The sequence below is a fragment of the Flavobacterium sp. AK-345 genome (assembly GCF_058310175.1).
In genome coordinates this window covers 121,374-134,534 of the sequence record NZ_JBZEER010000006.1, presented here as the reverse complement: position 1 = coordinate 134,534, position 13,161 = coordinate 121,374, and the positions used below count along the sequence as shown (strand labels likewise).

General features: G+C 33.8%; 9 protein-coding genes. 6 read left to right on the top strand and 3 right to left on the bottom strand.

Annotated features, from left to right (window positions below; translation table 11 throughout):
* Nucleotides 1-101: 101 nt before the first annotated feature.
* A complete protein-coding gene (gene gpmI / locus AC4FQ3_RS12910; RefSeq protein WP_042563761.1) occupies nt 102-1,619 on the top strand; it encodes a 2,3-bisphosphoglycerate-independent phosphoglycerate mutase in 1,518 nt (505 codons plus the stop codon).
* A 146-nt stretch (nt 1,620-1,765) separates the two neighbouring features.
* On the opposite strand, the gene AC4FQ3_RS12905 is transcribed toward gpmI, so the two are convergent.
* Nucleotides 1,766-3,022 (bottom strand): DUF445 domain-containing protein, encoded by a 1,257-nt coding sequence (locus AC4FQ3_RS12905; RefSeq protein WP_491182103.1) that lies wholly within the window; start codon nt 3,020-3,022, stop codon nt 1,766-1,768.
* 266 nt (nt 3,023-3,288) lie between these two features.
* Here AC4FQ3_RS12905 and map point away from each other — a divergent pair, with 266 nt between their 5' ends.
* The 5 genes from map (at nt 3,289) to apaG (ending at nt 9,806) form a co-directional block, all read left to right on the top strand.
* On the top strand, nt 3,289-4,107 hold the full coding sequence (gene map, locus AC4FQ3_RS12900; protein WP_115843391.1) for a type I methionyl aminopeptidase: 819 nt from the start codon (nt 3,289-3,291) through the stop codon (nt 4,105-4,107).
* A gap of 91 nt (nt 4,108-4,198) precedes the next feature.
* Nucleotides 4,199-4,978, top strand: coding sequence for a methyltransferase domain-containing protein (locus AC4FQ3_RS12895; RefSeq protein WP_491182102.1), 780 nt, complete (start codon nt 4,199-4,201; stop codon nt 4,976-4,978).
* 110 nt (nt 4,979-5,088) lie between these two features.
* Nucleotides 5,089-7,995, top strand: coding sequence for a DEAD/DEAH box helicase (locus tag AC4FQ3_RS12890; protein WP_491182101.1), 2,907 nt, complete (start codon nt 5,089-5,091; stop codon nt 7,993-7,995).
* 81 nt (nt 7,996-8,076) lie between these two features.
* Nucleotides 8,077-9,339, top strand: a complete 1,263-nt coding sequence (locus AC4FQ3_RS12885) for a type IX secretion system plug protein (protein ID WP_042563757.1) — start codon at nt 8,077-8,079, stop codon at nt 9,337-9,339.
* 80 nt (nt 9,340-9,419) lie between these two features.
* Nucleotides 9,420-9,806: a Co2+/Mg2+ efflux protein ApaG gene (apaG, locus tag AC4FQ3_RS12880; protein ID WP_042563756.1), complete on the top strand. Its 387-nt coding sequence runs from the start codon at nt 9,420-9,422 to the stop codon at nt 9,804-9,806.
* On the opposite strand, the gene pdeM is transcribed toward apaG, so the two are convergent.
* Together pdeM and AC4FQ3_RS12870 are read right to left on the bottom strand one after the other, a co-directional pair.
* A complete protein-coding gene (gene pdeM, locus AC4FQ3_RS12875; RefSeq protein ID WP_042563755.1) occupies nt 9,803-10,438 on the bottom strand; it encodes a ligase-associated DNA damage response endonuclease PdeM in 636 nt (211 codons plus the stop codon). The genes apaG and pdeM overlap by 4 nt on opposite strands.
* 221 nt (nt 10,439-10,659) lie before the next feature.
* Nucleotides 10,660-13,119, bottom strand: coding sequence for a ligase-associated DNA damage response DEXH box helicase (locus AC4FQ3_RS12870; RefSeq protein ID WP_491182100.1), 2,460 nt, complete (start codon nt 13,117-13,119; stop codon nt 10,660-10,662).
* Nucleotides 13,120-13,161: the final 42 nt, after the last annotated feature.

Below are 13,161 nucleotides of genomic sequence, written 5' to 3'. Positions count from 1 at the left end.
TTTAATATTTTTAAATACAATTCATTTTATTAAATATAAATTGTGACATTGCTTTCTTGCTCATTTTATAAATGGTTTATCTTTGTAAAAAACTAAAAATGATGAACAAAAAAGTAATACTTATGATTTTAGACGGTTGGGGAAAATCTCCTGACCCTAAAGTATCTGCAATAGACAATGCAAACGTTCCTTTTATAAACAGTCTTTACCGAAATTACCCAAGTGCACAACTTAGAACTGATGGTTTAAACGTAGGTTTACCAGAAGGGCAAATGGGAAACAGTGAAGTGGGTCACATGAATCTTGGTGCCGGAAGAATCGTATATCAGGATTTAGCCAAAATAAATCTGGCAGTAGCACATAAAACGCTTGCAAAAGAGCAAGTACTTGTTGATGCATTTAAATATGCCAAAGAAAACAATAAAAAAGTTCACTTTTTAGGATTAGTTTCTGATGGAGGTGTTCACTCTCATACTTCACATTTACGAGGATTAATTGACGCTTCTCAGGAATATGGTTTAGATAATGTTTTTATCCATGCTTTTACAGATGGTCGTGATGTTGACCCAAAATCGGGAGCTAAATACATTCATGATTTAGAAGAATATATTAAAGAAACTCCTGTAAAAATTGCTTCAATCATTGGTCGTTATTATGCAATGGATCGTGACAAACGCTGGGAAAGAGTTAAACTTGCTTACGATTTATTAGTAAATGCAAAAGGAACTCATTCTCAAAATGCAGTTGCCAGCGTTCTTGACAGTTATGCAAATCACGTTACCGATGAGTTTATCGAACCAATCGTTATGGTTGATGAGAAAGAAAATCCATTGGCTACGATTATCGAAGGCGATGTTGTCATTTTCTTCAATTTTAGAACAGACAGAGGTCGTGAGCTTACAGAAGCACTTTCTCAACAAGATTTTCACGAGCAAAACATGCACAAAATAAACTTGTACTATGTTACGCTTACCAACTACGACGAAACGTACCAAAACGTAAAAGTTGTTTACAATAAAGATAATATTACTGAAACTCTTGGTGAGGTTTTAGAAAAAGCCGGCAAAAAACAAATTCGTATTGCCGAAACCGAGAAATATCCACACGTAACTTTCTTCTTTTCCGGCGGAAGAGAAACTCCGTTTGAAGGCGAAAGCAGAATTTTAAGAAACTCTCCAAAAGTAGCAACTTACGATTTACAGCCAGAAATGAGTGCTTTTGAATTGAAAGATGCGCTTATTCCTGAATTAAACAAAGGCGAAGTTGATTTTGTTTGTTTAAATTTTGCAAACGGTGATATGGTAGGCCATACCGGAATCATGAGCGCTGCAATTCTTGCTTGTGAAGCTGTTGATGCCTGCGTAAAAGGGGTTATCGAAGCAGCTCTTGCAAACGATTATACTACAATTGTAATTGCAGATCACGGAAATTGCGAAACTATGATTAATCCTGACGGAAGCCCAAATACGGCACACACAACAAACCCGGTGCCGATTATTTTGGTTGACAAACAATTAAAGAACATAAACGATGGTGTTTTAGGTGACATCGCTCCTACTATTTTAGAGTTAATGGGCGTTCAGCAACCAGCAGCAATGACTTGTCATTCGTTGTTGTAGAAAACATCTTAGGTTAAATTTTTAAACCATATAAGTTATATAAGTTCATTTAAAAAACTTACTATACTTATATGGTTTTATTTTTCCAAAAAAACAAATCACGCTGATTTATATTTACTTATATAACTTATATGGTTTAAAAAGCATCACACTATAAAAAAGTGATAAATCTGTTCTACGCCATAAATAACAAGTCCTATCATTCCTCCTACCAGCGTTCCGTTGATTCTGATGTATTGAAGATCTTTCCCGATTTCCAGTTCTAATTTTTCAGAAACTTCCTTTCCGTCCCAGCTTTTTACAGTAGAGGAAATTAAATCGCCTATCACTTTTTTATTATTCAAAAGCATTGATAATAAATCAATTTTGATAAAATTATTGATTTTGTCGATCATTATTGGATCGTCTTTTATTCCGGTTCCGAAACCCTGAATTAAATTTGAGATACTATTTTTGATGGAAGATTGATCCCCTTTTTCCAAATCATTAGTAATAGACAGTTTTATCTCATCCCAGATCCCGTTTACATAATCCTGAACTTCTTTTTTGCCGGCAAAACCAAGAATTAGGTTATTGATTTTTACTCGCATTTCTTCTGAATTTTTTACCTGATCCAGAAAATTATAAACATACTCGTCTATTTTAATTCTCACGGCGCTGTCTGGATTTTTGGCTTCATCTAAAAATTCGGCCAAACCATTAAAAATTCCTTCTGAAATGCTTTTATCAGCTAAGCCAAAACTCAAAAAAGGCGTTGATTCTTTTACTTTTTTGCGAATCAAATCTTTATTATTTGCCAATTCGGTGCTCATAACTTCCATCAAATTGGTTAGCAATTGATCTTTTACATTTCCTTTTTGCAAAGGTTCCAAAGCCAAAGCGACCCAATCTCCAAAATTAATCCCTTCTAGTTTTTCCTTAAACTGAACCTGAATTAATCGTTTTACATCTTCATCTTTTATAGTTTTTAAAACACCCGGAATAATATTTACGACAACCAAATTGGCAATTTTATTGGCATTTTCTCCCTGTGAAAGCCAATCTGAAGCTTTTGTCGCAAAATTGAATTCTTCTATTTTAATTTCCAGTTTTTCCCGATTCAGGAATTCTTCGGAAACAAAACTGCCCAGATTTTCGCCAATTTCATTTTTCTTTGTTGGAATAATCGCTGTATGCCAAATCGGGATTCCCATCGGATGACGAAATAAAGCCACAACTGCAAACCAATCTGCAATTCCACCCACCATTGCTGCTTCGCTAAACGCCTGCAGTATCGGAATCTTAAAATAAATCGCAATTATAAATAAAAGGACCGCAAAACCTAAAAGTGCCAAAGCGTTTCCTTTCATTTTTCGTAAAGCTTTTTCTTTGGATATATTTTCCTGGACTATCGGAGTTTTCATGATTTAAACGTTTTTACTACTAATTTACGTTTTTTCTGTCAAATATTAAGTTGAAAAGAACAAGAGATTAAAATTGAAAGTTTGCCACTCCCGATAGCTATCGGGATCACTAATTAGCACTAATTATATTGGTTTTAAAAATTCTACTAAACTGTTATTCGTGGAAATTCGTGAATTCGTGGCGAAAAAAACCAATTCGAGGCAAAAAATTTTAGCCAAAAATTTATATTAAAATTGTACTTTTGCGAACTGAAAATCTGAAAAATATGATTATCCAAAAAAGTAGAGAGGAAATTGAATTAATGCGCGAAAGTGCTTTGATCGTATCTAAAACATTAGGAATGATTGCTTCTGAAATTAAAGAAGGAGTCACCACATTATATCTTGACAAGTTAGCCGAAGAATTTATTCGTGATCATGGCGCAGTTCCTAGTTTTCTGGGATTGTATGATTTTCCGAATTCGCTTTGCATGAGTCCGAATGCACAGGTTGTACACGGAATTCCGAACAATACACCTTTGAAAAATGGTGATGTTATATCTGTAGATTGTGGTGCATTCAAAAACGGTTATCACGGTGATCACGCTTACAGTTTTGAAATTGGTGAAGTTGCTCCGGAAGTTAAAAAACTTTTGAAAATCACTAAGGAATCTCTATATGTTGGGATTCGTGAATTTAAAGCAGGAAATCGCGTAGAAGATGTTGGAAATGCGATTCAAAAATATACTGAAGCTCACGGTTACGGTGTTGTTCGCGAATTAGTTGGGCACGGCGTTGGACAGAAAATGCACGAAGAACCGGAAATGCCAAACTACGGAAAACGCGGTCGAGGAAAACTTTTTGTTGAAGGAATGGTCGTTGCTATTGAGCCAATGATTAATATGGGAACAAGAAACATCAAACAACTTAAAGACGGCTGGACAATCTTAACGGCTGACGGAAAACCAAGTGCGCATTTCGAACACGACGTTGCCTTAATTGATGGTAAACCAGAATTATTATCGACTTTTCAATACATCTATAAAGCGTTAGGAATTGAGAGTAATGAAGAAGATGAATTTAGACAAGTGCCTTTAGTATTATAAGTTATTCCATAGATTCAAATAATTATTAGAGAATAAAAACACTTTGTGAAGCTTCGTGCTAACTTTGTGAAACTCTGCGAAACAACCCCCAATGAAAAAACTTTTTAAACTAATACTTAATACAATCCCACGCCCATTATTAATTCGTTTGAGTTATGTGGCCCGTCCGATTTTGGCTTTATCATTAAAAGGAGATAAATTTACTGACCCAATTGATGGGAGAAGTTTTAAATCGTTTTTACCTTACGGATACGGAAAACAACGTAACAATGTACTTTCGCCAAGTACGCTTTCATTAGAAAGACACCGTTTGCTTTGGTTGTATTTAAACGATCAGACTGATTTTTTTACAGCTCCAAAAAAAGTATTACACTTTGCTCCAGAACAAGCTTTTTATAAATTATTCCGCAAGCAAAAAAATCTTGACTATACGACAACGGATTTATTTTCGCCTTTGGCAGATGTAAAAGCAGATATCTGCAATTTACCTTTTAAAGACAACGAATACGATGTGATTTTGTGCAATCACGTTTTAGAACATATTCCGGATGATACAAAAGCAATGCAGGAATTATTTCGTGTATTAAAGCCAGGCGGAATGGCTGTTTTACAGATTCCTCAGGATTTATCGAGAGAAAAAACCTTTGCTGATGATACCATTACCGATCAAAAAGAACGTGCTAAAATATTCGGACAATACGATCACGTTCGTATTTACGGACGCGATTATTTCGACAAATTAAGAAGTATCGGCTTTATCGTAATCGAAGAAGATTATACGAATAAAATTGCCCCAGAATTGGTAGAAAAATATTGTTTGGCAAAAGGAGAAATTATTCCTCTTTGTTTCAAACAGGAAATTAAACAGTAGATTTTTCACCATATAATTGATTTATAGTTTATTTAAAAAGTTTTCAAAATAGCAATATTTGAAAACTTTTTAAATTTTAGCTCAAACCCTAATACAACCCAACCCTAATTTTGAAACCTTCAAAATCATTTCAATTTTGTTTTGACGTCAGTTTTGACAAAAACCTGAACACTTATCTTCCAACTTCTTATGTCGTTGAAGATACGAATGACATTAAATATTTAGACAAAAAAGCAACTTCCGGAATTCTTAAAAGCTTCGGAATTGTTTTTGATGATTTAGATTCCAATTCAAAAAAAATACTGACAGCTTGCGAATCATTAAAGCCTGAGTTTATTTTCAAAAAGTTCAGCGCAAAAATCAAGTCGGCAAAAACAATTGCAGATTTACAGAAAGACTCTAAAATTGAATTTGCGATTCGCCAGCATTTGCAATTAAATCTGGATTGCTTTTATACTTTAATTCTAAAAGAGCAATTTCCGCTGTCTATTAATATGAGCGCTGAAAAAGATTTTTTTCGTTCCAGAGTCAATATTGAACCCCGCTCTTTCGAACCTCAAATTCAATTTGACAAACACGACGCCGGCATTACTTATAGTTTATCTTTAAAAGAAAATGAAACTACCTTTTTACCCATGAATAGTAGCGTAGATGTTCTTTTAGACGAGCCGGGCTGGTTAATTATAGATAAGAAATTAGGACAGTTAAAAGATCTCAATTCTAAAAAACTTTCGCCTTTTTTAACCAAAAAATCAATCGAAATACCTTCAAAATTAGTTGACAATTACTTTAAGAATTTCATTCCCGAAATTGCTAAAAAAATTGATATTCAGGCAACCGGTTTTGAAATTGAACTTCGTGATACCATTATTTCATGCACGATTCAGCCTGTTTACGATTTCTTCAAAAACTGTTATTATCTCAATTTATTTTTCGATTATAATGGCTATTCATTTGATTCAGGCAAAACGAAGAAAACACATTCGTTTGTTGATTTCAGCATTATAAATGAACCTAAAATAATTCAGTTTAAACGAAGTGCTGATGAGATTTTATATACAAATAAATTAGTTGAAATTGGTTTAACAAAAATCAAAAACGAATTATTGGGATTGAATTCTGAAACAGAAATTAGCGATCCTTACACCAATATTCAATTTATTATTGATCGTAAAGAAGAGCTTGAAAATCTAGGATTTACAATCCAGAATTTAAAACTCGAAAGCAAAGAAATCATTACAGGAAACCATACAGTTTCAGCTTCAAAAGAAACAACCGGAGATTGGTTTGACATTAAAATAATCATTACAGTTGGAACTTATACGATTAACTTCAGTGAAATAATTCCTAATATAAAAAGTAAAGAAAGACTCTTTTTATTGCCTGATGGAAACTATTTTTTGATTCCCTTAGAATGGTTCAGTAAATATAGTTCGCTGGCAAAACTGGCAAAAACAGAAGACGGAAGTCTTCTGTTGCGTAAAAGTAATTTTACCGCTTTGGATGCAATACCGGAAATCAAAAATGATACAGAACCCATTTACGAAGCTGAATATGTAGCTTCTGATTTGCTAAAAGCTACTTTAAGACCTTATCAAATTGATGGTGTAAAATGGCTTTTGGGTCATTTTAACTCCAATTTGGGTGCTTGTCTGGCTGATGATATGGGACTTGGTAAGACTTTACAAACCTTGGCCGTTCTCGTGGCCGTACAGGAACAATTAGGATTTACAACGAAAACCACGAATTTTGATTTATTTCAAAATGAAACCACTATACAAAGAGAACCACTAAAAACCCTGATTGTTTTACCTTCTTCATTGGTTTTTAACTGGTACAATGAAGCAGCAAAATTTACACCGCACTTTTCGAAAATGCAATATGTGGGTAATGACAGGAAATTATTAGCAAGCAGATTAGATTCTTGTGATTTAATTTTTACGAGTTACAGCATTGTCCATCGAGATATTTCAATTTTAGAAAAATACAATTTTCGCTATTTAATTTTAGACGAAAGTCAATACATTAAAAACAAGAATTCTAAAATTTTTAAAGCGATTAATAAAATAAAGACGTATAATAAAATTGCGTTGAGTGGTACCCCAATCGAGAATTCGCTTGACGATTTGTGGTCGCAAATGGAATTTATAAACCCTGAAATTTTGGGTACTTATAATTTTTTTGCTGAAAATTTCAAAATTCCGATTGAGAAAAAGCAAGACGAAAATAGTTTGTCTGAATTAAAAAATCTGATTCAGCCTTACATATTAAGAAGAACCAAAGAACAGGTTTTAAAAGACTTACCCGAATTAACAGAGCAAATTTATTACTGTGACATGGATCCCGAACAGGAAAAATTATACGAGCAGGAAAAATCTAAAGCCCGTAATTTTTTATTAAAAACAGACGGATCAAGTCCAGACAAAATTAGCATTATCAATACGTTGATGAAGTTAAGACAATTGAGTAATCATCCGAAAATGGTCGATCAGGAATCTGAAATTGATTCCGGAAAATATATTGCGGTTACTAATTATCTCGAAACTTTAGTAAAAGAGAAACAAAAAACGATCATTTTTAGTTCGTTTGTTACTAATTTGAATTTTTACACGACTTGGTGTAAAGAAAATAAAATAACATTCTGTGAAATTACAGGTGAAACTCCGGCAAGTAAAAGAGAACAGCAAGTAAAACTTTTTCAGGAAAAAGAAGAGCCGCTGTTATTTTTTATTTCGCTTAAAGCGGGTGGCGTTGGTTTAAATATTACCAAAGCTTCTTATGTTTTATTTCTGGATCCGTGGTGGAATCCTTTTGCTGAAAAACAAGGCGTTGGGCGGGCACACCGAATTGGACAATTAAATAAGGTGAATGTTATTCGCTTCATTTCAAAAAATACGGTAGAAGAAAAAATAATCAAATTGCAGGAAAACAAAAAGCTGTTATCTGATTCGCTTTTAGAAGAAAGTTTTGTTAACGATGAAATCGAAGTTAATCTGGATTATATTTTGGGTTCGTAATAAATTGTTTTTAAAACCAATAAAATGTACTATTTTTCGTTGTATAAATTGTTATATTTACAATCTTACAACATAATTAAGATGTCAAAATTTTTGTTTCAGAACTTTCTTTTGTTTTTCATTTTTACTTTCGCGACAGCGCAGGAAGTACAAACAGAAGTTATTCCTCCTTATAATATAAAAACAGTTTCGTTTGTTCAAAACGGAAATAATGTTGTGCCAATATTTGAATTAGGCTCCACGTTTGAATTGCAATTTGATGATTTATTTGGTAACGAAGCCAATTATTATTTTGATATTACGCATTGCGATTACAACTGGAAACCAACCGATATTCCTAAAACAGATTTTATTCGTGGTTTTGATAATCAAAGAATTACAGATTATGTAAATTCTTTTAACACGCTTCAGGTTTATTCACATTACCGGCTTGCTTTTCCTAATCAGTTTACAACGCAATTACGACTTTCAGGGAATTATATCTTAAAAATTCTGAACGAAGATAAGGAAGTTGTTTTCTCAAGAAAATTTATTTTATATGAAGAGCACTCGACCGTTGCTGCACAGGTAAAAAGAAGCCGAAACCTCAGCAATATAGACTATATGCAAAATCTTGAATTTACGATACTTTCTAATGATATTGCTTTTCAAACGCCTTTGCAAAATGTGAGGGTGCTTTTGCTGCAAAATGGAGATTTTAATACCGCAATTAAAAACATTCCTCCTCAATATACTATTGGCAATCAGTTGGTTTATAAATATGGACAGGAAACTTTGTTTTGGGGTGGAAATGAATTTTTATATTTTGAAAATAAAGACATTCGGGCCGCTAATAATAATGTGGGGAAAGTAGGATCTAATAATGATATTTATAACTCTTATTTGTATACCAATGCAGCAAGAGCAAATCAAATTTATACCAATTATGAAGATGTAAACGGTAATTTTGTTGTTAAGAACATCAACGGTTCAAACAACGAAATTGAAGCCGATTATGCCTGGGTTTATTTTACACTTTCTGCACCAACATTCAGGTCAAATAATAAGGATATTTATGTTACCGGAATGTTTAATAATTACAGCTTATCGGCAGAAAACAAAATGGATTACAACCAGGATAAGGGTGTTTTTGAAAAAGCAATTATGATCAAACAGGGTTTTACCAATTTTCAATATAAAATCGCCGATAAAAAAGGCATTGTTGATTACGAAAATGCTATTGATGGCAACTTCTATCAAACCGAAAATGAATACACAATATTGGTATATTATAAGCAAAGTTCTGATCGATATGAAAGAGTTATCGGAAAGGGGAATGCTAACTCTATCAATATCACCAATTAAAACATTGTTAAAGGATTTCGGGTAAACAAATTTTTTTCGTAAGTTTGCCACTATAACACTCACATATATACGACGTTAGTATGGTTTCTCAGATTACAAGAGGCATAAAAATATCTGTTTTAACTAGTTTTGAAGGTACTTACTTCAAGAACTACAAGATTCATTTTGCCTTTAGTTATGTAATTACAATCGAAAACCACAGTAAAGATTCGGTTCAGTTAACTTCTCGTCACTGGGAAATTTTCGACTCTCTTAACGATCTAGAAGTTGTTGACGGTGAAGGAGTTATAGGTAAAAAACCAGTTTTAAAACCTGGCGAAAATCACACTTATAGCTCTGGTTGTTTGCTTTCATCTCCATACGGAGCCATGAAAGGTCATTTTAATATGATCAATTTTACCACAACAAAAACATTCAAAGTAATTGTTCCTACTTTTAGAATGTGCGCTCCTTTTGCACTGAATTAATTTATTGCAACTTCTATTATTCCCTCTTTTGTAATCGCATAAACTTTGTCTTTTTCTGTTGGAATTAGATATGAATTTCCTGTAAATTCTCCAAAAGCCGGAAAAATCAACTGATTTGGTTTGTGAAAAAAGCAAGATAAACTTAAAAATTGTCGTCCTAATCCTCGTAATTGTATTCCGGGATGAATGTGTCCGCAAAAATTAAAGAAGTTTTCTTTTTCTGTGGGATGATGGGTTAATAAAAAATTGCCTATTTCTAATTCATTAAAAATTTCAATATTTAGATCTGAATAGTTTTGTTTAGAAATAATATCGTGATTTCCTTCCACCAAAATTATTTTCTGCGAATGTTCTTTAGTCCATTGCACAAAAAGATCCCATTCGTTATTGATTTTACTATGAAACAAATCGCCCAAAAAAACGATTGTTTTTGGATTAAATAATTCTAAAACTGTTTTTAATCGGGTAAAATTTTCAAAAATGGCATTGTTTGGAATTCCGATTCCGTGTTTTCTAAAATGTGCCACTTTTCCTAAATGCACATCTGAGATTAAAAGTATTTTTTCTTTTTCCCAAAAAACAGCACCAGATTGATGCAGAATGAAATCCTGATTGTTTATTATTATGTTCATTTACGCTGTTGTAATTATTTTTAACACATAGAACCATAGCATTTGGAATGTTCAAAAAAGACGTTTCACTTTTCATATAAACGCATAGCTATGTGAAAAACGAGTTTTCTTAAATAATATTTCTTAGTTAAATAGAATCTATGTTTCTGTGTTAAATTAGATTTTTAGAATCAGCCAAAAAAGTGTGATTCAAGAGGTTTTATCCAAAAATCAGTCCAAAATTATTTCATGTAACTGGCTGTCATTTTTTTAATTCTTTCTGCCAATGTTTCACTTGATAATTTTTCCCGAAGTCGATCTGTAATAATTGGAAAACTAAAAGGTGTTGGCTTTTTACATTGTTTCCAGACAATGGTTTGCCTGTTAATTCGTTCTAAAGCCTGAATCAAACGTCCTTCTTCCAATTGATGTTCGAATGTTTCAATATACGCTTGCTGAAGCAATAAATTGTCGGGTTCATAATCTCGGAAAACTTCAAAAAGCAATTGCGAACCGCTTTGTAAATGTTTGGTTTTAACTGGTTTTCCAGGCATTCCGGTAAATACCAAACCGGCAATTACAGAAATATCCCTAAATTTTCGTCGCGCCATTTCAGTCGAATTCAAACTTTTTTGCAAATCGTGATGTACGTATTCTGTTGAAAATAAATTATTATCAAAAACACTTTCCATATCAATTTCCTGATCAGAAAGTAATTCAAATCCATAATCATTATAAGCTAACGAAAAAGTAATTGGAGAGAGTAGACTAATTCGATACGAAATAATACTGGCCAAGGCTTCGTGTACAAATCGGCCTTCAAAAGGATAAAAAACGGCATGAAATCCTTCACGGGTTTTAAACGTTTCTATTAAAAACTCATTAGTATCCGGAACGATGCTTTCTTTTCTTTGTCTTGCAAAGAGAGGTTGCAATGCAATTAATTCAGGCGTTAACTTATCAGTATTTGCCGCATATAATTCTTCCCTCAATAATTCACTCATTTGTACCGATAATGCCATACGACCGCCCATCCAGCTTACTACTCTTGAAGCTTTTTTAGGATCTGCTTTTCGCACTAAAACCTGCATATTTTTTACGCGGAATAATTCAAGTCTTTTTCCGGCAAACGTAAAGACATCTCCAGGCTGTAGTTTTGAGGCAAACCATTCCTCAATAGAACCTATATAGCCTCCGGTTAAAAACTTAACATTTAACGATGCATCGCCTACAATAGTTCCAATCTGCATTCTGTGATGCATAGCAATCATTCGGCTGTGGATTTTAAAGCGTCCGTCTTCTTCGATTTCAACTTTTTTGAATTCGTCATACGCTTGTAAACTCTGGCTTCCGTTGGTGATAAAATTCAGAATCCAATTCCAGTTTTCTTTTGCCATGTTTTGATAACAAAAGGTATTTTTAACTTCTTCAAAAATTTCATCAGGATAAAATCCATCCGAAACGGCCAATGTATTGAGGTATTGCACCAAAACATCCCAACTGTTCAAGTACGGAATCCGATCTTCGACAATTGTTCTCGCAGCTGCTTTTTTTAATGCCGATGCTTCAATTAATTCTATAGCGTGCGTAGCGAGAAAATAAATCACACTTTCTTTTCCAGGCTGATGTCCGCTTCGTCCGGCTCGCTGCAGAAAACGCGCGACTCCTTTTGGCCCACCAACCTGAATAATGGTTTCAACAGGCGCAAAATCTACTCCTAAATCTAAACTAGAAGTACAAACAACTACTTTTAAGTCTTCATTTCGAATCGCATTTTCAACCCACAATCTGGTTTCTCTACTTATGCTTCCGTGGTGCATTGCCATATCTCCGGCAAATTCAGGATATTTTTCTAATATCGCCTGAAACCACATTTCACATGCAGAACGTACATTGGTAAAAATTAAGGTCGTTTTACTTCTTCTGATGATTTTTGCAACCTCATCAATTAAGTGCAAACCCATATGACCGCGCCACGGGTAACTGTCCATTTTTTCAGGCAGAATCGAAAGCACTTTTATTTTTTTATTGATATTGGCCTTTATCAAAACTGAATTTTGATAGGCTTCAGAATTTACTCCTAATAAAACTTGCTGTGCCAATTCAAGATTTCCAATTGTGGCTGAGATTCCCCAGATTCGCATTTTGTGCGCCACTATTTTTAATCTCGACAAAGCCAATTCCATTTGAACACCACGTTTTGTACCTAATAATTCGTGCCATTCATCTACAACAATAGCGGAACAATTGGCAAAAGTTTTCGCAAATTCTTTTGATGCAAGAAGCAATTGTAAACTTTCAGGCGTTGTTATCAGCAAATCCGGCATTTTCTTGCTTTGCTTCGCTCTTTCGCTTTGAGAAGTATCTCCAGAGCGGATTCCGACTGTTAATGGCAACTCTAAATCTTCAACAATTCGTTCTGCTGCTTGTTTTATTTCTACCGAAAGTGCTCGCAAAGGTGTAATCCAAATAGCTTTTAATCCCGGTTTATATTTTGTTTTATAATTCGGGTTTTTCTTCATATAATCAAGAACTATCGGAAACCATAAAGCATAGGTTTTTCCGCTTCCGGTTGGTGCGTTTAATAAACCGTTTTTGCCCTGTAAAAAAGCCGTCCAGGTTTGAGTTTGAAACGGAAAAGCTTTCCAACCCTGATCCTGAAACCATTTTTCTGCAATTGCATATAGTTCTTCTCTGTTCATTTTTTTATATAAGGTTCAAAGTTACAAAGGCTCAGAGGGACA